This is a genomic window from Ruegeria sp. BK1, from assembly GCF_056535645.1.
In genome coordinates this window covers 133,379-155,269 of the sequence record NZ_JBQFIS010000002.1, presented here as the reverse complement: position 1 = coordinate 155,269, position 21,891 = coordinate 133,379, and the positions used below count along the sequence as shown (strand labels likewise).

The window sequence follows — 21,891 nt, the reverse complement described above, 5'->3', positions numbered from 1 at the left end:
ATGTGCCTTTAATTCTAGCGATTTGCAGTCTCAAAGCGGCGCAACAGGGCGTCTCCGCGTTCTTTTGCACTGTCCATCGCCTCTTGTGCGGTCTTTTCTCCCGACCAGATCGCCTCAAGTTCCTCGTCGATAATGCCGCGGATTTGGTCGAACGACCCAAGACGCAGACCTTTGGAATTAGCGGTTGGCTCTTTCGCGGTCATCTGGATCACGGCAATATCAGTGCCAGGGTTCTCTTCATAGAACCCTGCATTGCGCGTCTCGACACCGGCTTCGGCGGTGATCGGCAGATAGCCGGTATTCTGGTGCCAATCGGCCTGAACACCCAAGGTCGACAGGAAGCTGAGAAACTCGCCAACGCCTTTATATGCATCGTCCTCATGGCCTTCCATCACCCAAAGCGAAGCACCGCCGATAATCGTGTTCTGCGGCTCGCTGATCACGCCAGACCAATAGGGCAGCGGGCGGACATCAAAGTCGAACTGGGCCTCGGCCTTGATGCCCGCATAGCCCGCTGAGCTTTCGGTAAACAGTGCGCACTCGCCAGACCGGAAGTTGGCTCCGCCTTCGTTGCGGCGACCGGTATAGATGAATTTTCCGTCCTTGGCCCAATCACCCATGGCAGTCAGGTGTGCGACCTGCGTGGGCCCGTTCAACATCAACTCGGTGTCCAGACCGGCAAACCCATTGTCCTTCGAGGCAAACGGGACGTCGTGATATGCGGACAGGTTTTCAAGGTGAATCCAGCTCTGCCAAGCGGTGACCAGCGGGCAGTCTTCACCGCCTGCTTTCAACTGATCCAAAACCGCGCCGACATTTTCCCACGTAGACAGGTCGGTGTCGGGATCAACACCGGCAGCTTCGAAAGCGTCACGATTGACCCACAGAACTGGCGTCGACGAGTTGAAGGGCAAGGACAGCATGTCGCCATCGGTGGTGGTATAATAGCCTTTGACAGCGCCGATATAAGCGTCGGGGTCAAAGGATGCGCCGCTTTCGGCCATGACCTCAAACACAGGTTTGACAGCTCCCTCGGCGGACATCATCGTGGCAGTGCCGACTTCGAACACCATCAGGATGTGGGGTTGTTCCCCCGCGCGAAACGCCGCGATGCCTGCGTTCAAGGTTTCCGAGTAGTTACCCTTGTGGCTTTCCACCACGACAAATTCATCCTGGCTTGCGTTGAATTCTTCCACTTGGGCTTTCACAAGCTCACCCAGACGACCTGTGAAAGCGTGCCAGAACTGAACTTCGGTCTGCGCCATTGCCGCCACCGGAGACAAAGCAGTTGTTACGGCAAGAGCGCCGAGAAATTTCTTTTTCATGATTCCTCCCATGCATCAGGTTCGATGCTTCGTTGAATACCGACCGCTCAACAGCTTCGGCACACATGACGATTTCCCGACGTTAAACGCACAGAATTATAATTCAAGTCCGATCTGATGGATAAAAAAATAACATGGTGTTATGAAAGCTCGAGAACGATTGGAAACAGCGATGAACCAAACTCTGCGGGTCCGGCAATTGGAAGCACTGATGGCCATGACGACCAATGGCTCGGTCACGGCGGCCGCAGTCGATTTGGGCGTAAGCCAACCGGCTGTCAGCAGGCTACTTTCAGATCTTGAAAAGTCGCTCGGGTTTCAACTTTTCGACCGTCGAGAAGGTCGTTTGGTTCCCACGCAAGAGGTGCGCTACCTCCTGCCTAGCGTTGAACGCGTCCTTGAGTTGATGAATCAAATCTCGGATGTCAGCCAGGACATCACGCAGCGCAAGGCAGGGCATATTCGCGTTGCCTGCCTTCCCGGATTTGCAACCAGCCATCTGCCCAACGTGGTTGCAGGGTTTTTAAAAGATCGACCCGGAGTGACTTTGACGATCGAACCGGACCGGCCAGAGCGCATTCTGGAATGGATGATCGGAGAGCAATATGATTTCGGCATAACAGACAGTTTCAACGGTCATCCTGCGGTTGAAAGCAACAACATCGACGTCCGCACCGTTTGCGTTTTCCCAACAGGACATCACCTTGAAAACCTGTCTACCATAGCACCAGCGGATCTTGCTGACTGCAAACTGATCCACACCCGACGAGACAGCGATTTCTTCAGCAGGCTTTCCAAAGCCTTTCACAACGCCAATGCGACGTTGAATTCGCATATCGAGGTCAGGCAGTTTACCGCAGCCTGCGAGCTGGCCATGAAAGGCGTAGGCGTTTCTGTCGTCAGCGAGTTGGACGCCGTGCAATACGCCTCACGTGGTCTTAGCTTTCGACCGTTCACACCTGAACTTCCACATACCCTTTCGCTCGTCCGGCCTATCCTGAAGCAACCGTCGCTGGTGACGTTAGAGTTCATTGAACAGTTCAAGGAAAGCCTTACCCCATTTGCAGTTCAATAAGTCGGGCAGATAGTCCGATTTTTTGCGTTATTTAGAGCCACAATCGTTTCATCTTGGTGGAGAATGACACGCTGAGCCTGGCCTGCGTGCAACACAAGGTCTTGGTATTTGGTCATGATCCCGTAGTGGGGACCGCTGAACCTGATCGAACTCAGCGGCAAGCTGTTTAACTGGGGCATTGCCCAGCAAATTGGCCTCTCATTCCGAGTCCTGAGCTTCTAAAAAAGGATTTCGCTTGGGGCTCCTATCCGAATGCGATTTGCGCCTTCATTGCCTGCGTTCGATCCCCCGCCAGGTCAAAGCCCGCCTGCGCCTGGTCCAAAGGCACCGTGTGCGAGATCAGCGGTTTCACATCCAGGCTGCCATTCTGCATCAGGGCAATGGCGGTGGGGAATTCCTCGTGGAACCGGAACGAGCCGCGCAGGTCCAGTTCCTTGGCGGTCAGCATCTGCATAGGGATGGTCATGTCTCCGCCCAGACCCAGTTGCAGAACGATGCCGCGCGGACGCAGCGCGGCAATGCCTGCGGCCAGCGCCTGGGGGCTGCCGGAACATTCGTAGAGGATATCGAAGGTGCCTTTGCCCGCCTGATAGGCGGCCAACGCGTCGCTATCGTGCGCCACGTTGATGACCCGATCGGCACCCACCCGAGACGCAAAGCCAAGCGCGTTATCCTCAAGGTCGGTCACGACAATCTCGGTCGCCCCTGCTGCACGTGCAGCCAGCACAGCCAGAGTGCCAATGGGACCGCTGCCGGTGATCAGAACCCGCTTGCCCAAAATTTCTCCCGCGCGTCGGGTGCCATGCAACACGACCGAGAGCGGTTCGGCCATCGCCGCCTCACCCGCCGTCAGGCCCGTTGCACGCACGCATTGGCTGGCATCTGCCACCAGAACCTCACGAAACGCGCCCTGAATATGCGGGAACGGCATGGCAGAGCCGTAAAACCGCATGTTTTCGCAATGGTTGCGCAGGCCTTCGGCGCAATACTGGCAATTGCCGCAGGGCCGCGATGGGGATACGGCAACCAAATCGCCAACAGCCAGCCCGTCGACACCTTCGCCCAACGCCTCAATATGACCCGAAACCTCATGCCCGAGGATCATCGGCTCGCGCAGGCGCACCGTGCCAAAACCACCGTGGTTGTAATAATGCAAATCCGAGCCGCAAATACCCCCTGCGGCCATTTTTATACGAACTTGACCAGATCTTGGCTCTGGCACTTCGCGAGTTTCAATACGTAGGTCGCGGGCAGAGTGAATGACAATCGCACGCATGGCTTACAAGCTCGCCGTGATGCCGCCGTCCACGAACAGAGTATGTCCGTTGACAAAGCTGGATGCCGGGGACGACAGGAACACGCAGGCCCCCACCAGTTCCTCGACCTTGCCCCAGCGGCCCGCCGGGGTGCGTTTTTCCAGCCAGGCCGAGAATTCGGGATCGTTGACCAGCGCCTCATTCAGGGGCGTATCGAAATAGCCCGGCGCGATTGCGTTGCATTGCAGCCCATGCTTGGCCCAGTCAGTGGCCATACCCTTTGTCAGATTGCCTACGGCGCCTTTGGTCGCGGTGTAAGGCGCAATGCCGGGCCGGGCGAGCGCGGTTTGAACGCTGGCGATGTTGATGATTTTACCCGCACCGCGGCCGATCATATGCCGCGCACAGGCTTGCCCAACGTTGAAGACCGTTGAGATATTGGTCTCCAGCAGCTTGCTGAACATCTCGGCGGGGTAATTCTCCAGTTCTGACCGAAACTGCATCCCGGCGTTGTTGACCAGTATGTCGATCTGCCCCGTGCCCTCATACCCGTCCACAGCAGCCTTGACGGCCGCATGGTCGGTGGCGTCGAAGGGCAGCGCCGTGACGCTGTGGCCTTCGCCGGCCAGCTTGGCAACGGCTGCATCCAGTTTGGTCGTATCGCGGCCATTCAACACCACCGAGGCACCGGCCTCGGCCAAGCCTCGCGCCAGCGCAAATCCGATCCCCTGAGAGGATCCGGTGACAAGGGCAGTTTTTCCGGTCAGGTCAAATAGGGTCATGGTTCAGATCTCAACATAAACATCGTCGCCTTCAACAGCGACAGGGTAGGTTTTCAGCGCCTCGCAAGCTGGTGCCGCGGTGGGGTCGCCGGTGCGGTAATCAAAGGCCCCGAAATGCAGCGGGCATTCGATGTTGAAATCGTCCACCAGCCCGTCGGACAGGTGCTGCTTTTCGTGGGTGCAATAACCATCGGTGGCATAAAAATTTCCGTCCGGGCCGTGGATGATGATCAGGCTTTTGTCCCCATGATCAAGGCGTAAGACGTCTTCTTCTTCGATGTCGCCCGTTGAACAGGCGCGGATTTTCTCGGCCATATCAGCCCTCAGATCCTGTGAAATGCGTCATGGCCATGCGATGCACGAATGGTGTCCACCTGCGTCACCCGCGCCCGATGAAAGGCATGTTGGTGGCCATGACGGTCATGAACTGGACATTCGCCTCAAGCGGCAGATCGGCCATATGCAGAACTGATTGCGCCACGTTCTCGACACTCATCACTGGTTCAGGCTTTATCGACCCGTCCGCCTGCGGCACACCGCCGGACATTCTCGAGGTCATTTCCGACGCCGTATTGCCAATGTCTATCTGGCCGCACGCGATGTTAAACGGGCGACCATCCAACGAGATCGACCGGGTCATGCCCGTGATCGCATGTTTGGAGCTTGTATAGGGCGCTGATCCGGGTCGGGGCACCGCAGCCGAGATCGAGCCATTGTTGATGATCCGTCCGCCCTGCGGGTCCTGATCGCGCATTAGGTTAAACGCCCCCCGCGCGCACAGAAACGCTCCATAGAGGTTTACGTTCATCACGGTCAGGAAATCCTCGGGTGGGACATCCCCAATCGGCGCTGCGGGCACATTGTTGCCGGCGTTGTTGAACAGGACATCCAAACGCCCATGCGCCTGTTTGATCCGGTCGTACAGGGCATCAACCTGTGCCGCATCCGTCACGTCGCAGGCCAAAGCCAACCCGCCGCCCATGGCAGCAACAGTTTCGTCCAGCGGTTCCTGCCGCCGTCCGGTGACCACAACCGTGTATCCGTTTTCGGCCAGCTTCACCGCACAGGCCTTGCCAATGCCAGAGCCGCCGCCCGTCACCAAAGCAATCTTGCTCATGTCCCTTTTCCTCCCTTGGGCGCCAACCTGTTTGGCAGGCGGTTATTGTCTTCATACAACGCCAAATGCGCGCGTATCGCATCAAGGCAAGCAGGCAAGTCGCGGGCGATGGCAGCATCGTAAATTGCCCGATGTTCGCCCCGCGTGACCTGTGAGAACCCGAACCCGGTGATCCGGGATACGGCGTACATTCGAAACGTGTCGTAGACGGACTTGTAGGTCTGCATCAGCAGATCAGATTTGCACGCCCCCAACAATGTGCTGTGAAACACCCAGTCCTGCCGGGACCAGCGCCTGAGAAACGGTTCAATATCATCCGCCCGCTCCATACGCACCTCAATAAATTCAAGGTTGTGATGCGCCGCGTTCAGCGCCATTTCCCATTCGAAATCCCCTTGTTTCAACGCCATTTCAGCCGCTTCGCATTCCAGCAAAAGCCGCAGATGCGCCGCCTGCCGAAACGTGTCTTCCGAATGCTCGACTGCGCGGAAACCATGGTTCTTTTCGTTTTCGACAAAACCTTCTCCGGCCAGCCGCAATAATGCCTCACGAAGGGCTGCGGTGGTGCTGCCGAACTCGACCTTGAGGTGCTGAGGTTTCAGACGTTCCCCAGACTTCCATCGCCCCCAGATCAGCCCATCGCGCAGGCTGTCGTAAATATCCGGCGAGGATTGCAGGGCAGAGGAGTCGTCCATGTCAAAAGGCGTAAGGACAGGTTGAAGTCACGTCAAGATTATTTTGGGAGATGTCTATTTTTTCGCCATTCCAAGACAGTTTCGAAACTTTTGTTGACGGAATGCAGGCTCCTCTCTATCCGAGTATAAGGTTAGTAGCGCCCTTTTTTCCGGGTTTGGGTGTGGGAAGGACATGAAATGGCGAAAAAGCCCAAGATCACGATTGACGAACATGGTCAGGAACGAAACCGCCGTGGTGAATGGTGGTCGGGCCGCCCGGTTTTTCTTGAACCGCTGCTGGACGATCCGCTGAATTTCCCGAAGATATTCAGATGGCTAACCGGTTTTCCGGGGTTTTTCTTTCCGTGGTTTGCCATTTACATGGTCCTGATAGGCGTCTGCTATGTCTGGTTCACGCCAGAACTGTCGCGCATGGAAACTTTCCAACTTGGTTGGATGGGTGAAATATTCTTGCGCAATCTTGTGCTGATCTGGGTTTGGACTGGGATAATCCACCTGTGGTTCTGCGGTTTCAAAATGCAGGGGCGTCTAAAAAAGTACAACGCCAACTGGCAGGCAAAGAACAACGCGACTTTCCTTTTCGGTGATCAGGTCTGGGACAATATTTTCTGGGCGCAGGTCGGTACACTGATCTGGACCGGTTACGAATGTTTCCTGTGGTGGGGCTATGCAAATGGCTGGATGCCCTATCTTGATCCGGCCGAGCATCCGATCCTGTTCTGCCTTCTCATGATGGCAATTCCGTTCTGGCGCAACTTTCACTTCTACTGGATTCACCGGCTGATCCATTGGAAACCACTGTATGACTGGATACATTTCCTGCACCACAAGAACGTGAATGTCGGCCCTTGGTCCGGATTGGCAATGCATCCGGTTGAACATCTGATCTATTTCTCATGCATGCTGATTCACGTGATCGTACCCAGCCATCCGCTGCACATGATGTTCAACGGGTTCCAGACTGCCCTCGGCCCTGCAGTCAGCCATTCAGGATTCGATGAAATCGTGTTTGGAGATGAGCTGGCCCTGCGCAATGACCGCTATATGCACTATCTGCACCACCGCTATCACAACGTAAATTTCGGCGAAAGCAACGTGCCCCTGGATAAATGGTTCGGCAGCCTTCATGACGGCACCCCCGAATCTGACGAATATTTCCGCAAGCTGCATACAGAGCGCGCCAAAGCCATGCGCAGCCGCCAAGAATGAGCAACACTTTCGCTGCTGCACCTCAGATCGCGGGGGCAACAGCGCTTTATCTGGAATAGAACCCCGCAATCATATAGCCAAGCTGGATCGCGAAGTCTTCACACGCTCTGGCTGCGCTCGGCTGGAAAGGTCTGGCCCAAGGTGTGTTTCCACCAATCGAGCTGTTAAAAAGAGTTCTTCTGCTCACGTTTCCTCAGACCTGGAGGTGAGCAGAATCTCATTCAATTGGGCAAGAATGGTTTCAATTTCGTCCCCACCCTTTTGGATCAGCGTATCGACCGATCCATTCAGGCGTATTCGATCCTCGCTGGATAGGGTTTTGGCGGTCACAATGATGACCGGTATATCTTTCCAGTCGGGGTTTTTCTTCATTCCGGCCAGAAACTCGAACCCGTCCATTTCGGGCATCATGAGGTCCAAGAGGATCACGTCTGGAACAGATTCAGACAAGCGTTGCAACGCGTCCAGCCCGTTGACGGCCTCGTCGATCTGCCAACCCTCCCGGCCGAGGACGCGGCAGATCAATTCGCGGGTTGCAGCTTCGTCTTCGACAACCAGGACAGTCGGGGTTGGTTGCGTTGGGCAATGCTCTTTGAGGGCCTTCAGCAGCGCGACTGTGTCGATCGGCTTGTCCAGATACTCGCTGGCCCCGAGAGACAGGCCCCGTTTTCGGTCCTCGGCGAAAGTCAGCATGATAACCGGGATATTCCCCAGTTCTGGGTCTTCTTTCAGTTTGGACAACACTGCCCAGCCGTCGATCTCGGGCATGAAAACATCCAGAGTGATAGCGTCAGGCCGCGTTGTCCGTGCTAGTTCCAAAGCCTCATCACCGTTGGTCGAAGCCAGCACGCGATAGCCTTCGCGAACCAGACGCCGCCCCAGCAGATCATGCACAGTCGGATCGTCATCAACCAGAAGAACAAGCGGCGCGTTTGGATCGCTGTTCACGCTGCCCTCGGTATATTCGGCCCGTTGCAACAGATCAGCGGACGGGTCCTTGCAGATGCGCGGTAGCCGGATGGTAAAGGTCGACCCTTCACCCAACGTGCTGTCACAGTGAATATCGCCGCCCAGTTGCTCGCAAAAGGCTTTGGTGATCGACAGACCCAGCCCAGTGCCGCCATAGTTGCGCGTGGTCGAGGAATCGGCCTGTGTAAAGGCATCGAAAATCCGGTCAACCTGCTCTGGTGACATACCGATCCCACGGTCGGTAACGGCAAATTCCAATTGACCGCCTTCGTTAGACTCCACGACCGACAGCGTGATCTTCTCGTTTTCGGTGAACTTGCAGGCATTGGACAGTAGGTTCAGCAGCGCCTGTCGGACCTTTGTCAGGTCACAAACCATCTCGCCGAAATCTTCGGGGCACGAGATTTCCAGCGTGTTGTCGTTTTTCTCGGCCAAAGGTTGCACCGTGGTACTGACGTCGTTGATCATCTGAGAGATGTCGAACGTGTCCAGAGTGAACTCCATCTTGCCCGCTTCGATCTTGGACAGGTCCAGAACGTCGTTGATCAACGCCAGCAGATGTTTCCCTGCGGACTGAATCTTTTTCAGGTCGTTCAGGTTGGCTTCATCATTCTGGTCTATCGCTTCTTCAAGCATCAACTCGCTATAACCGATGATGGCGTTCAGGGGCGTGCGCAGCTCGTGACTCATATTGGCAAGGAACGAACTTTTGGTTTGACTGGCCGCCTCTGCAATGTCGCGGGCGACGCGCAATTCACTTTCGACCCGTTTCTGTGTGGTGATGTCGCGGCCGTAGACATTCGCGTAGCCCCCATCCGGGACCGGCCAAAGCAACAGCGCGTAGATCAAGTCGCCGGCGGCATGTTCGAAATCCTGCCGCTCGTCCTCGGTCATGCCGCGCGAGACCCGCTCGCGCCATTCGGCTGCGACCTGCGCGCCAACCTTGAAACCCAGCGCCTTGATCAATGGTGCGCTGGCCCGGTTGGCGTAGATAAGCTTGCCCTCATCACTGATTCGCAAGACTGGGTTGGGGTTCTCTTCAGGGATGCGAGCAAGTTCACGTATCCGGCCTTCGGCCTTAAGTTGTTCGTTCAGCGCTTTGGTATTCGCCAAACTCAACTTGATCCCGTTGATTGCGCTTTTTCTGGTCAGGAACGTGAGCTGCGTAATCGCCAAAACCGTGCCCAAGATTGTGAGCGTGTTGAAATACCACTCCAGCGGTCCCCACAGCAGCATGGACAGCCAGGTCAGAAACAGGACCGGGCTGGAGAAGCCCCACGTCACCCTCAGCGAAAAAGTCGTAGAACCGCCAAACGCGCCGATAAAGGCGAACAGATACAGAACCATCTGTTCGTGCGGTGCCAAAACCGGCATCATGAAAAAATTGAAGCAACCCCATGTTGTTCCAAGGATCACGGAGGTAATGAGGATAACTTTCAAGCGACGTTTCGAGATCGACTTTGGCCTGGGCTTATTACGCAGCGCGTAATAACTTTTCATCCCCATTACATTCATGGCCAGTAACAATGCCAAAGATACGACCGCGGGAAGCGTCAGGTTTGCAGGGCCGAACTGCAAAATCATAACGACAAAAGCCATCAGGAAAGACAGTGCAAATACAGGCGTCGTCGACGCAACGTCCAGTGCCTCGTGAATTCGCAGCTCGCGTTCGTAGTCTTTGTCCTGCCCGTCCTGCACGCTCTTTCCCCCCAAAAGCTCGCCAGCATCTGGACACAAGATCAGGTGCATCCTTCCCCTTGCAAGGATTATCTGCCGAGCGCGATCAATTGTGTTCAATGCGCCGGATCAGGTTCGTATCATGTCGCGGTTTCGGCACCGTCCTGCGATGCTTGTGATGCGGTCCGACAATCTGCGCCCGCAAATTCGCGCGCGTCTTCATTGTCAAAAGCCATGACCGGCGGGCTGGGTTTGTTGTTGAACATCAGCCTGAACACGTCAGGGCGCGAATAATGCCCGCAGGGATCGGCTGCTGCCTTGCCAATGGCAATCATGTTCAGGTCAATCTCGGCAATCACCAACCCTTCTTGGTCCGGCGGGATGACCTCGCCCAAAGGCGATCCGTCGGGGCCGAAAATCCGAGCATAACCACCGCCCTTTTTCAAAAGCTGCTGCTTGACCGGTGTGTCGCACAGCGCTTCAACCATTTCGTCGGACACGGTTGCACAGGCGGCCAGCACGAAGCACTGCCCCTCGACTGCGTAGACCTGGCTGGCGGCGGAATTGACCTCGGGGCCCAGGGCATAGGCCCCACCTTCATAGACCGAAAAGCTGGGCCAGGCGGCGATGTGGATCTGTTCGTTCTGCGCAAACATCGCGTATTTGTTCAAAGGCTGAATATGTTCCCAACAGCACAAGGCCCCGACCCGGCCCAGATCGGTGTCATAGACCACCATGTCGCTGCCATCACCTTCGCCGTAAACCGTGCGCTCAACATGGGTGGGTTTCAGCTTGCGCCGACGCGAGATGACCTCGCCATCCGGCCCATAGTGCCACTGACCCATGTAAAGCGTGCCGTTCACGTTCCACGACAGCCCCATCACCACATGCATGTTGTTGTCGCGCGCGGCCTGCGCCAGCCGTTTATCCTGCGGGCTGCCCGCCACGATCGAGTTTGCCGCGTATTTCGGCACCAACGGCATGTAAAGCGCGGTCGCATCCAGCCAGATGTACCAGGGATAACCGGGCAGCCAGGTCTCAGGGAAAGCGATGATCTTAACGTCCTGCGCAGCGGCCTCTTCGATCAGTTTGATCGCTTTGTCGATCCCCGCATCCAGGTCAAGAAAGGCGGGAGCGGCCTGAACGGCGGCGGCTTTAAACGGGGCAGTCATGGCAATCTCCTTCAGTATCGGTCGGGTCTGATCCGTACTGTGGCACATCTGCGGGTGGCCGATTTCTCAATCTGGGCGGAAAGACGGGTCAGAATGGGCGACATACCGGCAAGGTTTCTTGAAACAACGGTTTCATGATAGAAAACTGACGGGAGATGGGGTTTCCAACATGACGTCTTTGCTCAGCACCAATAGCGTTCGGCGGAAAGACAGGTTTGCATTCTGGCGCGAGGCGGTTTGCGACGCTTACGTTATGCTCGATTGCCACTGCGACCGCCCCGAGGCCTTCGACGGCGAGATCTCACTCAACCGTATGTCGCGCCTGTCCACATCCTTTGTGACCGGCAGCCAGCAACTGGTGCGCCGCCGTCAGAAGGACGTCTCACGCGCCAGCGAGGAAAGCTTTCTGATCAGCCTGCAAATCGCCAAAGAGGGCACCATCAGCCAATGCGGGCGCGCGGCTCATCTGCGGCCCGGCGATTTCACACTCTACAGCAGCACGGATCGCTACAGCATCGACCTGCAGGACGGGTTCCGTCAGTTGGTCGTGCAAATCCCACGCGAAGACCTGCTGGCCCATCTGCCCAATGCGGATCAGTTCACCGGGATCACAGTGTCCGGGAACAGCGCCATCGGGCGCGTTGCGGGGTCCAGCGTGGTGCAACTGGTCGAGGCCGCAGATACCGCAGGTGAGGCCGTGCAACACGCAATGCAGACGACCATCCTTGACCTGTTCGTGACCGGTTTGGCCTCGCTCGGGGAAACAGCGTTCGAGCTGTCCAAGCCCGAACAGCAGATTCTGTTGCGCTCCGATGCCGCCATTCAAGCCAACCTGCGCGATCCGTCTTTTGACCGGAACGTGCTGGCGGCCGGGATGGGCATGTCGGTTCGGCGGCTGACTGAGATTTATGGACGAGACAACCGGTCGATCTCGTCCACTATCCGAAAAATGCGGCTTGCCCGGATCGCCGACGACCTGCGAAACCCGCGCTGCGCGCGCATGTCGATCAACGAAATCGCTCTGCGTTGGGGGTTTGGACATCACCAAAGCCTGACCCGGAACTTCAGAGCGCAATACGGAGTGACGCCCCGCGACTACCGGATGCGATGCGCGTGACCCTCGGGGTCCTGTCGCCGCACTGAAGGAGTTTCCGACCCAGATGGGGTTCGCCCCGTTCCAAACCGGCCCTTTGGCCGGACCAAAAGACATGACCGTTGCGCAGCAACGGACCGTTTGAAAACAGGGAGACACAGATGAAATTGAAGCCAACTTTGGACCTGCTGGCCGGAGATATGTTCAACGCGCTACAGGCGGGTCTGCTGCATGGCCGGATCAGCCGCCGCCGGTTTGTTCAGCTGGCCCTTGCCACAGGGGCAAGCGCATTGGCGGTTCAGGCTGCAGCGCAAACCCTGGGCGATGCGGCGATCACTCAGCGCTACAACGCACAGGCACTGGCCCCGCAATATGACTATATCGTCATCGGATCAGGCTCGGGCGGGACCGTCGTTGCAGGCCGGTTGGCCGCTGAAACCGACGCCAGCGTTCTGGTGCTTGAGGCCGGAGGAACCGACCAGATCGACGCGGTGCTAAACCCGCTGCTCTGGCCGACAAACATCCGGTCCGAGCGGGATTGGGGTTACTCGGCTGACCCCAGCGATGCCTTGAATGGCCGCTCTCTGATCCTGCCGATGGGCAAAGTTGTCGGCGGCGGGTCCTCGATCAACGTGATGATCTGGGCACGCGGGCACAAGAATGACTTCGATTTCTGGGCCGCTGAAACCGGAGACGACGCGTGGAACTATGCCTCGGTGCTGGAGATCTACAAACGGATCGAGGACTGGCAAGGCGCGCCCGACCCCGACCGACGCGGAACCGGAGGGCGCCTTTACGTGGATCAGGTGCGCAACATCAACCCCTCGGCCCAGTCTTTTGTCGAGGCCTGCGGGACCGTGGGCATCCCCGCATTCGAGGACATGAACGGCGCGATGATGGAGGGCGACGGCGGCGCGGCACTGGCCAATGTGCGCATCCGCGACGGTCAACGCCTGAACCTGCCCGCCTCTTACCTGTGGGAGACATTGGCCCAGCCCAATATCACGCTGTTGACCGGGGCGACCGTGCATGCGCTGACGATGGATGGCACCAAGGTGACGGGTGTTACCTTCGAAAAGGATGGTCAGGTTCAGTCTATCACCGCCGGATCACAGGTGATCCTGTCGGCGGGGGCCATCAACTCACCGCGCATCCTGATGCAATCAGGGATCGGCCGGGCGCAGGATTTGAAACCACTTGGGGTCGAGGTCAAACACGACCTGCAAGGCGTCGGTCAGAATTTTCAGGACCACATTCTGGCCGCCGGGTGCATCTGGGAATACAACACCCCCCTGCCCCCCGCCAACAGCGCCGCCGAGGCCACGTTTTTCTGGAAATCCGACGCGTCATTGGACACGCCCGACCTGCAACCGTTCCACATCGAGGTGCCCTATGCATCAGAAGTCACCGGCGTGCAGACCGAGGTTCCGCCCGGTGCATGGACCATTGCGCCGGGTCTGGTGCGCCCGCAAAGCCGCGGCAGCGTGCGCCTGACCAGCGCTGATGTGACCGCTCCCCTTGCCATCGACGGCGGGTTCTTGCGGGAAGAGGCCGACCTGACCGCCCTGACCACCTGTATCGAGCTGTGCCGTGAAATCGGCAACGCCGCGCCAATGGCCGAATACGCCAAGCGCGAGGTCATGCCAGGGTCGCTGGACAAGGCCAGCCTGAAGGATTTCGCCCGCAACGCAGCAGGCACCTATTTCCACCAAAGCTGCACCTGCAAAATGGGTCGGGATGAGATGTCCGTCGTCGACGGTAACCTCTCTGTTCATGGGCTTGAGGGGTTGTCCATCGCCGATGCCTCGGTCATGCCGCGCGTTTCAACCGGCAACACGATGGCGCCCACCGTGATCATTGGCGAACGGATGGCGGATATCCTGATCGGCTAGGCCTTAGCCGGGAAAGCGGTCGGACAGGGAAATACCCTGGTCGGCGCACCGCCACAGGGATGGGCTGACCGCCCAGGCCAGGCTGTCTTCTTGCGCGTAGGTCTCCAATCGCGCCAGAAGGGTCTTGGCCCCGATTGTGTCTGCATAATGCATCAACCCGCCGCGCCAGCGTGGAAAGCCAAGTTCTGTCACGCTGGCACAATCGATTTCGCGGGCCGAGGTTGCGATGCCTTCGTCCAACAGGGCGACCGCTTCGTTGATCATGGCACTCAGCAGCCTGTCCGTGATCTCATCTGCGGAGTAATCGCAGCGGGTGATCTTGGCAAAATGCGCCTCTTCCAGCGCGAGATCGGCCACAATCGGGTCCTCGACCTTGCCGCCCCCGCCGGGATAGCGATACCAGCCTGCGCCGACCTTTTTGCCCAGTTTACCCAATTCGATCATCCGGTCCGCGATGGGAATATATCGACGGTTCGGGTCGCGCGAGGCGTTTTTACGGCGATTGGCAAGGGCGATGTCCACTCCGGTCAGGTCCTGCGCCTCGTAGGGGCCCATGGTATAGCCGAATTCGACCATGGCCTCGTCCACCTCCCACGGGGTCGAGCCATCCATCAGCACCGTATCCGCCGCTTCGTGGTACCGGGCAAGAATACGATTTGCGATATGGCTAGTGCTGGGGGTGTCCTGCCCCCGCACAGCGCGTTCGGCAAAGAAGATATGGCGCAGGGCGCGGGCTTGTGCGCCTTGCCGCAAGTCCAGAAACGCGGCGCGTTCTTGGGCCATTGCGTCCGACAAAGGGGTCGTGGCGCACAGGGCCACCAGATCAATCGCCCGAGGCGGCGCGATCTGGTGGGGCATCCGCTGCACGACATCGGCGCGCACGGCCGCAATCGCCGTGTCATCTGCGGCAGGCCAGTCCCGCAATCCGGGTGGCACAGACAGCTCCAGCGTGCCTACATCCAGAAGCCGCGCAACATCCACCGGGTCCTCTGCGATACCGTCCACCAGCCCCAAGGCTTCGGCCTGTTCAGCGGGTACGGGCTTGCCAGTTGCAATCAAATCAACCGCCGCCGCAATCCCGATCAGGCGCGGCAAGCGTTGCGTGCCGCCCGCGCCGGGCACCACGCCCAGCGTCACCTCGGGCAGGCCAATCCGGACACCCGGCGCCGCGATCCGATAGCGGCAAGCCAGCGCCAGCTCACACCCACCACCCAACGCAACCCCCGTTATCGCCGCAACCCACGGCACGTCCGAGGCCTCGATCCCATTCAAAACCTCCGGCAAATGCGGCGCAACCGGCGGCGCGTCAAACTCTCGCGCATCCGCGCCCGCAGCAAATACGCGTTGCGATCCATGCAGTACCACCCGCGACAGACCTTTCTGTGCCTGAACCCAAGCCAACGCATCCCACAGGCCCTGCCGAACGCTGAGACCGATGGCATTCACAGGCGGGTTGTTCAGCCTGACAAACCCAACGGCCCCCTGACGCCAGACATCCACGGCCATCATCGGCTCCTTCTGCGTTATAGTTCACTTTTGTGTGGATATAGTCCTAGGTCACGCATCCAACAGCTTTTGCGTCCGGATCATCGTCACCAATTCATTCAGCGACTGGTCCAGCGCCCGCCCCGACGTGTCCAGCATGAACCGCGCCCGCGCATAGAGAACCTCGCGGCTGGCCAGAATTGAAGTCAGCTGCTCCATCGCGTCGGCATTGCCCGCCATGGGCCGCTCATCACCCTGCGCGCGCACCCGGTCCATATGCTCCTGCGGCGAGGCCTTCAGCCAGATCGTATGGAAACTGGATAGCAACTTGTTGAGCGTTTCGGGCTCGGACACGATGCCACCGGCCACGGCCAAGATCACGCGGTCATAGTTTTCGATCACTCGGTCCAGCGATCCAGCCTCAAGCTTGCGGTACCCTTCTTGCCCGTAAAGGGCGAGGATTTCATCAATCGGCATTCCGCCGTGCAGGGCGATTTCCTTGTTCAGCTCCAGAAACGGCGCATCCAGTTGTTCAGCGGCCCGTTTGCCCAGCGTCGATTTCCCGGCACCACGCAACCCGATCAGACAGACGCGCTGTGCCCGACCCGCCTGATCGCTGTCGGGTGAAAGGGCCTGCAACACCTGATCACGCGTTTCGCTGTCGGCGGCAGAGAACAATTCGGCCACGCGCAGGCTGGTGGAGTTCCACGGGTCTTCGGCACCCACGAACCACTCGATCCGGTGATCCAACGAATGCGCCACACGTTGCAGCAACCCGATCGATATATTCCCCGTCCCGGATTCAAGCTGCGCCAGATAGCGCTGTGACACGCCCGAGCTTTCGGACAGAACCCGACGAGAAATGCCCTTGCGTTCACGCGCGCTGCGGACCCGTTCGCCCACCTGCACCATCAGCGCCGAGATGCTGCGTTCGATCTCGGATTCCGTGTCGATCTGGGTCGACACCCCGCTGAAGGTTGTAATTTCCGCCATGTTCCGCAATTCCGAATGTGTATAATAATGCACAATACGTTCGCCGGACCAAAAAGGAAAATGGTTATGTCCCGGTCTGCCCGGCGTCATGCAAAAACGGAGCCAACAGGTCTTGGATATCCTGCGGCGGTTGGCGTTTTTCAAACGCGTCCGCCACGATGAAGACGCTGACCGTTTGGGCCGAAAAGCATATTTGGCTGTCCTGTTCGCCATCGACGCGAAACGTGATGGAGGATGTGCCCAACCGACTGGGCCATACGTGACAGGCCAGCGTGTGCCGGGGCGTGACCGGCGCTTTGAAGTCCATCTCAAGCCGGACGAAGGGCGTGCCGACATTGCGGTCCAGTTCCAGCTGGTACCAGCCCTGACCCAGATGCTCTTCCCACCAGGCGTTGATCGCATCCAGCGTGAACCATGGCAGGCGCCCGGTATAAGCGATGCGGGCTGGGTCGCAATCGCCCCATGTCACCCGTATATCATGTCGATAGGCCGAGGCTGGCCGGGCCGACATCAATAGGTCTCCACGTGGTACCGACCGGAGTCGCGCATCTGGTCCCGTAGCGCGGTCCAGTCCTGCCCTACGCCCGCCGCAATTTCGGTCAGGGCCTGCTCAACCCCGTCCTCCATATCCCTCAGGCCGCAGATATAGACATAGCTGTTGGAGTCTTGCAGTAAGTCGGCGACGATGTCCCGTTTGGCCAGCATCCTGTCCTGAACATATTCCTTGTCCTGACCTTCTTGCCGGCTGAATACCAGGTGCTGATCCAACAGCGTCTTGGGCACTTTCTGCAACGGTCCGAAATAGGGCAAACTGTCGGGCGCTCTCGCCCCGAAGAACATCGTCATGCCACCGTGGATCGTGCCCACCTTGCGCTGACGGCGCATGGTAAAGGCGCGCATCGGGGCCGAGCCGGTCCCGGTACAAATCATCAGGATACGTGCGTCGGGATCATCAGGCAGCAGAAAGGTCGACCCGAATGGACCTGTGACATTGACCGCATCACCCTTTTTCAGATCACAGATATAGTTCGAGCAAACGCCGCCCTCTTCGCGTTTGACGGTTAGTGAGACATTGTTGAAACCGGGCCGTTCGCCATCCCGCGGGCTGGACACGGAATAGAGCCGCGGCAGATGCGGTTGCCCCTCGCCTGTGGTGCCGGGCGGAATGATCCCGATCGACTGGCCTTCCAGAACCGGCATCGGGTGACCTTGAAAATCCAGAATGATATGGCGCACATCACTGTCCGAGGACGCCTCGGTCAGGCGGTAATTTCCCTGCACAACGGCCTGAACAGGTTTGCCCAAATTGTACAGGTTGATCGTGGGTTTCGATGCCGTGGCCGGGGCCTTGGATTTGCCACCAGCACCCTTATGGGCATCGGCCAGCAACGCGGCCATCGCATCATCCAGCGCCTCTATCCCGGTGTCGGCGTCATCCGAGCCCAGATCCTCCTGTTCCGGCAACTCCTCCCACTCATATTGCTGTTCCAGGCTGTAAGGTTCGGTCACCACGCGCCATTCGTCGATTGATCCGGTCGGACAGACCGGGATGCAATCCATGCAGAAGTTGCACAGATCCGCATTCACAACCACGTTGTTGTCGTCATGTTCGATGGCCTGTTCGGGGCAGGTCATCTCGCACGTGTAACAACGGATACAGATTTCCGGGTCGATCAGGTGCTGTTTGATGGGTTTGTTCATGATTTATGCCGTCGCTGGATAAGGGCGGGAAGGGTCATGGCGTCGATAAGTGCAGCGCAGATTCCGGTACAGGTGTCACAGCCAAGACAACGCCCCCGGATCACCGAGTGATTGGGCTGTATCTCGGCCTCGTCTGCGCTGAGTGCGGAACGTTCCGCTGCCATCATCCATGTCCTTCCCGCGTTGGCTGGCAAGATGCGGCGGGCAGAGGGGGTCCCCACTACCCTGCCAAACAGGCCCAAGATCAAGCCATGTGCAGTTTCACATATTCGAAATCGCCGGGCTTATTGTCGATCCCGACCTTCGGGGCCGAGATCCAGCCTGCGTATTTGCCGGGCTCATAGCACGGCACCATAAGCGACTGGATATAGGCCCCATCTTCCTTGGACGGCAGCCATTTGTCGGCATTCGCGGCCCATTCCGCTTCAGAGATGATATCACCTTCGGGATTGGCCTTGATCGCGGCAAAGACGCCGATCTGACGGTGGAACGCCTCGTCTGGCAGGGCCAGATTGAACTCGATCCCGGCTTTCTGAATGATCTTGTTCCAACGCCCGACGCCGCCCGAGGCATCGCGGACATAGTCGTCGCGCAACCGCATGTTGATCGCCGTCAGCGCGGGCACATCCTGCGTCACGATCGCCCCATCAACAATGGATTTCACTGCATAAGTGTCGCTTTGCAGCATGTGGTCGTCGTCGATACGGTTCTCCATATACCGGCCCTTGATACCCGCATTGAAAGCGTTGGCGGCATTGGTCGAAACCTCTTGTCCGAACAGGTCCAGCGACAGCGAATAGTGCAGGTTCAGCTTTTTCTGGATCGTCGGCAGGTCGATCACGCCCAGATCGCGGACCTTGCCGATATCATAGGGGTCGGTCAGACCGGCCTCGTTCATCGCCTCGCAGGTGCGTTGCACGATACGGCTGACACCGGTTTCGCCCACGAACATATGGTGGGCCTCTTCGGTCAGCATAAAGCGGCATGTTCGGCTGAGCGGATCAAACCCAGATTGCGCAAGACTTTCCAGCTGCATCTTTCCGTCACGGTCAGTGAAATAGGTGAACATGAAGAAAGACAGCCAATCGGGTGTTTCTTCGTTAAAGGCGCCCAGCATCCGCGGCGCTTCTTCGGAGCCCGAGGACCGGATCAGCAGGTCATCGGCCTCTTCCCGGCCATCCTTGCCAAAGTACTTCTGCAGCAGATAGACCATCGCCCACAGGTGGCGGCCTTCTTCCACGTTGACCTGAAACAGGTTCCGCATGTCATAAAGCGATGGTGCTGTCAGACCCAAGAACCGCTGTTGTTCGACCGAGCCCGGCTCGGTATCGCCCTGAATGACAATCAGACGTTTGAGCATGTTGCGGTATTCGCCCGGCACCTCTTGCCATGCTTTCTCGCCCTTATGCTCACCCATTGGAATGATGCGCTCTTCGACCTGCGGGGCCAGCAAAACGCCCCAACGGTATTCCGGCATTTTCACATAGTCGAACTTGGCCCAGCCTTTGGGGTCAACGCTGACGGCGGTGCGCAGGTAGACCATCGAGTCCTGAAAGTTCTGCGGGATCAGCTTGTTCCACCAGTCGATATAACCGGGATGCCATTTCTCAAGCGCTTTCAGAACCTTGCGGTCCTGGCTCAGGCCGACATTGTTGGGGATCTGAGTGTCGTAACTTACGTTGATGACGTCTAGCATGTCTTTCTCCTGATGAAGCTCGGGCGGAACCTGTCACACACGTTCCATGTCATATTCGCCGCGCAACCCGGTGCCGTACCGTTGCAACGCGCCATCGGGACCCACCGCATTGGGACGGTTGAAAATCCAGTTCTGCCACGCGGTCAGGCGGCCAAAGATGCGAGTTTCCATGGTTTCGGGGCCCGCGAAACGCAGGTTCGCCTCCATCCCGGTCATCGCATCAGGGCTGAACGAGGCGCGCTCTTCCTCGAAGATGCGGATCTCGTCTTCCCAGTCGATGTCATCCAGGATCATCGTCACAAGGCCCAGCTCGTCGGCTGCTTCGGCATCCAGCGCGGTGTTTTTATGGTCTTCCATCTGGCCAGCCGCATTGGGCGTACCGTAGAACCGGGTTTCAAGCCGGGTCAGGTCATTGCCCATAGGCAAAGGTCCGAAATTGGCATCGGTCAAAGTGACCGTCGCCAAGGGACGATTGTCGCCTTCGAACTCGTCTTCCATCATATACGTACGATCCACCGCCCACAGGATTTCGGCCAGAATACCCGTAAAGCACGAGCCATGTTCGACCAGCGCGGACATCGACCGCGAAGTGACGTCGATCCGTTTCAGTAGGCGCTTCCAATATTGCAGCACCTCATTAGCCAACCAGTGATCGCGATTGGCCAGCAACAGCGCCTCATGCGCCTGAAACAGCTCGGGGTCGCCTTGGGTGCGGAAGACCAGCAGGCCCAACTCCATTTCGTTCAGGCGCAGATGCAAGATGGCATCGTCCAGTTCGCGTGCCAGCCGCAACAGATAGGCCTGATACCCTTGCGCCGTGAACGCGGCCATGTCCTGCGGCGCGTCGGCATCCGGGCCGCTGATCGTTACGGTCGCCTTGCGGACATCTCGATCAACAGCCACTTCAATCAGGCTATACGTGACCGAGCCATCTTCGCCGACCGTCTTGTCCAACGGACCCAGAACAACCCCGGCAGCATCCGGCTTGGGCATCGCAGCGGCGAATTCGCGGGCACGTTCTTGCACGGTGGCGTCGAACTTGGAGTTCGGCACGACCTCATCCACCAGACGCCAATCCAGTGCCCGCTTACCTTTGACCCCTTCTTCGGTCGAGCAGAACACATCGGCCAGATCGCGCCGCACCTTGCGTTTGTCCGTCACCCGCGTCAGCCCACCCGTGCCGGGCAGAACCGCTAGCAGCGGCACCTCGGGCAGTGCGACCGAGGAGGTGCTGTCATCGGTCAGCATGATGTGGTTGCAGGCCAGCGCCAGCTCATAACCACCCCCGGCGCAGGCGCCTTTGACGGCAGCAATATATTTCTGGCCACTGTCTTTTTCGGCGGCTTCGTAGGTGTTGCGCGTCTCATTGGTGAATTTGCAGAAGTTCACCTTGTGGCTGTGGGCAGCCCCCCCGAGCATGCGGATATTCGCGCCCGCGCAGAACACCCGGTCCTTACCGGATTGCATGACGACCACTTTCACCTCGGGGTGCTCAAAGCGCATCCGTTGCACGATATCGGCCAGTTCGATATCGACGCCCAGATCGTAAGAGTTCAGCTTGAGTTGATACCCCTCGAACAATCCCTGATCTTCGTCGACATCCATAAACAGGTTCGCAACCGGCCCATCATATTCCACCCGCCAATGGCGATATTGCGATGGATCGGTCTGAAAATTGATGACCTTGGTCATGTGCAACTCCTAAGTTCAGTCATGCAGAATAGTGCGCTGCATGTATCGAGTAAAGAATTGAG

Annotated in this window: 19 protein-coding genes; 4 read left to right on the top strand and 15 right to left on the bottom strand. The window is 58.1% G+C overall.

All coding sequences use genetic code 11. The features are described from left to right. Positions 1 to 14 precede the first annotated feature (14 nt). Complete coding sequence (gene ugpB, locus ACR3E7_RS19235) at positions 15 to 1,325, bottom strand: sn-glycerol-3-phosphate ABC transporter substrate-binding protein UgpB (RefSeq protein ID WP_480504039.1); 1,311 nt, start codon at positions 1,323 to 1,325, stop codon at positions 15 to 17. A 172-nt stretch (positions 1,326 to 1,497) separates the two neighbouring features. Here ugpB and ACR3E7_RS19230 point away from each other — a divergent pair, with 172 nt between their 5' ends. Then, positions 1,498 to 2,400, top strand: coding sequence for a LysR substrate-binding domain-containing protein (locus tag ACR3E7_RS19230; protein WP_480504038.1), 903 nt, complete (start codon positions 1,498 to 1,500; stop codon positions 2,398 to 2,400). A 244-nt stretch (positions 2,401 to 2,644) separates the two neighbouring features. On the opposite strand, the gene ACR3E7_RS19225 is transcribed toward ACR3E7_RS19230, so the two are convergent. The 5 genes from ACR3E7_RS19225 to ACR3E7_RS19205 all read right to left on the bottom strand — a co-directional run bounded on the left by ACR3E7_RS19225 (position 2,645) and on the right by ACR3E7_RS19205 (position 6,250). Further along, complete coding sequence (locus tag ACR3E7_RS19225; RefSeq protein ID WP_480504037.1) at positions 2,645 to 3,676, bottom strand: L-idonate 5-dehydrogenase; 1,032 nt, start codon at positions 3,674 to 3,676, stop codon at positions 2,645 to 2,647. Positions 3,677 to 3,679: 3 nt separating this feature from the next. Continuing rightward, positions 3,680 to 4,438 (bottom strand): SDR family oxidoreductase, encoded by a 759-nt coding sequence (locus ACR3E7_RS19220; protein WP_480504036.1) that lies wholly within the window; start codon positions 4,436 to 4,438, stop codon positions 3,680 to 3,682. 3 nt (positions 4,439 to 4,441) lie between these two features. Continuing rightward, positions 4,442 to 4,753 carry a non-heme iron oxygenase ferredoxin subunit gene (locus ACR3E7_RS19215; RefSeq protein WP_480504035.1) on the bottom strand — a complete coding sequence of 104 codons (312 nt, stop codon included), beginning with the start codon at positions 4,751 to 4,753 and terminating at the stop codon, positions 4,442 to 4,444. Positions 4,754 to 4,817: 64 nt separating this feature from the next. Further along, positions 4,818 to 5,555 carry an SDR family oxidoreductase gene (locus ACR3E7_RS19210; RefSeq protein ID WP_480504033.1) on the bottom strand — a complete coding sequence of 246 codons (738 nt, stop codon included), beginning with the start codon at positions 5,553 to 5,555 and terminating at the stop codon, positions 4,818 to 4,820. Continuing rightward, a complete protein-coding gene (locus ACR3E7_RS19205; RefSeq protein ID WP_480504032.1) occupies positions 5,552 to 6,250 on the bottom strand; it encodes a GntR family transcriptional regulator in 699 nt (232 codons plus the stop codon). Before ACR3E7_RS19205 ends, ACR3E7_RS19210 begins: the two co-directional genes overlap by 4 nt. 177 nt (positions 6,251 to 6,427) lie before the next feature. On the opposite strand from ACR3E7_RS19205, the gene ACR3E7_RS19200 reads away from it, so the two are divergent. After that, a complete protein-coding gene (locus ACR3E7_RS19200; RefSeq protein WP_480504030.1) occupies positions 6,428 to 7,459 on the top strand; it encodes a sterol desaturase family protein in 1,032 nt (343 codons plus the stop codon). 183 nt (positions 7,460 to 7,642) lie between these two features. Here ACR3E7_RS19200 and ACR3E7_RS19195 read toward each other — a convergent pair whose 3' ends face one another. Then, positions 7,643 to 10,177 carry a hybrid sensor histidine kinase/response regulator gene (locus ACR3E7_RS19195; RefSeq protein WP_480504029.1) on the bottom strand — a complete coding sequence of 845 codons (2,535 nt, stop codon included), beginning with the start codon at positions 10,175 to 10,177 and terminating at the stop codon, positions 7,643 to 7,645. A 68-nt stretch (positions 10,178 to 10,245) separates the two neighbouring features. Then, complete coding sequence (locus ACR3E7_RS19190) at positions 10,246 to 11,277, bottom strand: carbon-nitrogen hydrolase family protein (RefSeq protein WP_480504028.1); 1,032 nt, start codon at positions 11,275 to 11,277, stop codon at positions 10,246 to 10,248. 169 nt (positions 11,278 to 11,446) lie between these two features. Here ACR3E7_RS19190 and ACR3E7_RS19185 point away from each other — a divergent pair, with 169 nt between their 5' ends. Continuing rightward, entirely contained in the window at positions 11,447 to 12,394 is a 948-nt protein-coding gene (locus ACR3E7_RS19185) for an AraC-like ligand-binding domain-containing protein (RefSeq protein ID WP_480504026.1), read from the top strand. A 137-nt stretch (positions 12,395 to 12,531) separates the two neighbouring features. Continuing rightward, positions 12,532 to 14,262 (top strand): GMC family oxidoreductase, encoded by a 1,731-nt coding sequence (locus tag ACR3E7_RS19180; RefSeq protein WP_480504025.1) that lies wholly within the window; start codon positions 12,532 to 12,534, stop codon positions 14,260 to 14,262. 3 nt (positions 14,263 to 14,265) lie between these two features. Here the strand turns inward: ACR3E7_RS19180 and ACR3E7_RS19175 are convergent, their stop codons facing one another. From ACR3E7_RS19175 to boxC, 7 genes are all read right to left on the bottom strand, one after another. Beyond that, positions 14,266 to 15,768, bottom strand: a complete 1,503-nt coding sequence (locus ACR3E7_RS19175) for an enoyl-CoA hydratase-related protein (RefSeq protein ID WP_480504023.1) — start codon at positions 15,766 to 15,768, stop codon at positions 14,266 to 14,268. A gap of 51 nt (positions 15,769 to 15,819) precedes the next feature. Beyond that, the gene (locus ACR3E7_RS19170) at positions 15,820 to 16,740 is read right to left on the bottom strand and encodes a helix-turn-helix transcriptional regulator (protein ID WP_480504022.1); all 921 of its coding nucleotides are present in this window, start codon (positions 16,738 to 16,740) and stop codon (positions 15,820 to 15,822) included. 64 nt (positions 16,741 to 16,804) lie between these two features. Further along, positions 16,805 to 17,251: an acyl-CoA thioesterase gene (locus ACR3E7_RS19165; protein WP_480504021.1), complete on the bottom strand. Its 447-nt coding sequence runs from the start codon at positions 17,249 to 17,251 to the stop codon at positions 16,805 to 16,807. After that, positions 17,251 to 18,441 (bottom strand): benzoyl-CoA 2,3-epoxidase subunit BoxA, encoded by a 1,191-nt coding sequence (boxA, locus tag ACR3E7_RS19160; RefSeq protein WP_480504019.1) that lies wholly within the window; start codon positions 18,439 to 18,441, stop codon positions 17,251 to 17,253. Before boxA ends, ACR3E7_RS19165 begins: the two co-directional genes overlap by 1 nt. Further along, positions 18,438 to 18,605: a hypothetical protein gene (locus tag ACR3E7_RS19155; RefSeq protein WP_480504018.1), complete on the bottom strand. Its 168-nt coding sequence runs from the start codon at positions 18,603 to 18,605 to the stop codon at positions 18,438 to 18,440. Before ACR3E7_RS19155 ends, boxA begins: the two co-directional genes overlap by 4 nt. A gap of 80 nt (positions 18,606 to 18,685) precedes the next feature. Beyond that, positions 18,686 to 20,137, bottom strand: a complete 1,452-nt coding sequence (gene boxB, locus ACR3E7_RS19150; protein ID WP_170355230.1) for a benzoyl-CoA 2,3-epoxidase subunit BoxB — start codon at positions 20,135 to 20,137, stop codon at positions 18,686 to 18,688. 33 nt (positions 20,138 to 20,170) lie between these two features. Next, positions 20,171 to 21,829: a 2,3-epoxybenzoyl-CoA dihydrolase gene (gene boxC / locus ACR3E7_RS19145; RefSeq protein ID WP_480504016.1), complete on the bottom strand. Its 1,659-nt coding sequence runs from the start codon at positions 21,827 to 21,829 to the stop codon at positions 20,171 to 20,173. Between the last annotated feature and the right edge of the window lie 62 nt (positions 21,830 to 21,891).

What these genes read in the sequence shown, in the direction of transcription:
- ugpB (WP_480504039.1), bottom strand. Translation starts at nt 1,325, where the DNA reads ATGAAAAAGAAATTTCTCGGCGCTCTTGCCGTAACAACTGCTTTGTCT.
- ACR3E7_RS19230 (WP_480504038.1), top strand. Translation starts at nt 1,498, where the DNA reads ATGAACCAAACTCTGCGGGTCCGGCAATTGGAAGCACTGATGGCCATG.
- ACR3E7_RS19225 (WP_480504037.1), bottom strand. Translation starts at nt 3,676, where the DNA reads ATGCGTGCGATTGTCATTCACTCTGCCCGCGACCTACGTATTGAAACT.
- ACR3E7_RS19220 (WP_480504036.1), bottom strand. Translation starts at nt 4,438, where the DNA reads ATGACCCTATTTGACCTGACCGGAAAAACTGCCCTTGTCACCGGATCC.
- ACR3E7_RS19215 (WP_480504035.1), bottom strand. Translation starts at nt 4,753, where the DNA reads ATGGCCGAGAAAATCCGCGCCTGTTCAACGGGCGACATCGAAGAAGAA.
- ACR3E7_RS19210 (WP_480504033.1), bottom strand. Translation starts at nt 5,555, where the DNA reads ATGAGCAAGATTGCTTTGGTGACGGGCGGCGGCTCTGGCATTGGCAAG.
- ACR3E7_RS19205 (WP_480504032.1), bottom strand. Translation starts at nt 6,250, where the DNA reads ATGGACGACTCCTCTGCCCTGCAATCCTCGCCGGATATTTACGACAGC.
- ACR3E7_RS19200 (WP_480504030.1), top strand. Translation starts at nt 6,428, where the DNA reads ATGGCGAAAAAGCCCAAGATCACGATTGACGAACATGGTCAGGAACGA.
- ACR3E7_RS19195 (WP_480504029.1), bottom strand. Translation starts at nt 10,177, where the DNA reads ATGCACCTGATCTTGTGTCCAGATGCTGGCGAGCTTTTGGGGGGAAAG.
- ACR3E7_RS19190 (WP_480504028.1), bottom strand. Translation starts at nt 11,277, where the DNA reads ATGACTGCCCCGTTTAAAGCCGCCGCCGTTCAGGCCGCTCCCGCCTTT.
- ACR3E7_RS19185 (WP_480504026.1), top strand. Translation starts at nt 11,447, where the DNA reads ATGACGTCTTTGCTCAGCACCAATAGCGTTCGGCGGAAAGACAGGTTT.
- ACR3E7_RS19180 (WP_480504025.1), top strand. Translation starts at nt 12,532, where the DNA reads ATGAAATTGAAGCCAACTTTGGACCTGCTGGCCGGAGATATGTTCAAC.
- ACR3E7_RS19175 (WP_480504023.1), bottom strand. Translation starts at nt 15,768, where the DNA reads ATGGCCGTGGATGTCTGGCGTCAGGGGGCCGTTGGGTTTGTCAGGCTG.
- ACR3E7_RS19170 (WP_480504022.1), bottom strand. Translation starts at nt 16,740, where the DNA reads ATGGCGGAAATTACAACCTTCAGCGGGGTGTCGACCCAGATCGACACG.
- ACR3E7_RS19165 (WP_480504021.1), bottom strand. Translation starts at nt 17,251, where the DNA reads ATGTCGGCCCGGCCAGCCTCGGCCTATCGACATGATATACGGGTGACA.
- boxA (WP_480504019.1), bottom strand. Translation starts at nt 18,441, where the DNA reads ATGAACAAACCCATCAAACAGCACCTGATCGACCCGGAAATCTGTATC.
- ACR3E7_RS19155 (WP_480504018.1), bottom strand. Translation starts at nt 18,605, where the DNA reads ATGGCAGCGGAACGTTCCGCACTCAGCGCAGACGAGGCCGAGATACAG.
- boxB (WP_170355230.1), bottom strand. Translation starts at nt 20,137, where the DNA reads ATGCTAGACGTCATCAACGTAAGTTACGACACTCAGATCCCCAACAAT.
- boxC (WP_480504016.1), bottom strand. Translation starts at nt 21,829, where the DNA reads ATGACCAAGGTCATCAATTTTCAGACCGATCCATCGCAATATCGCCAT.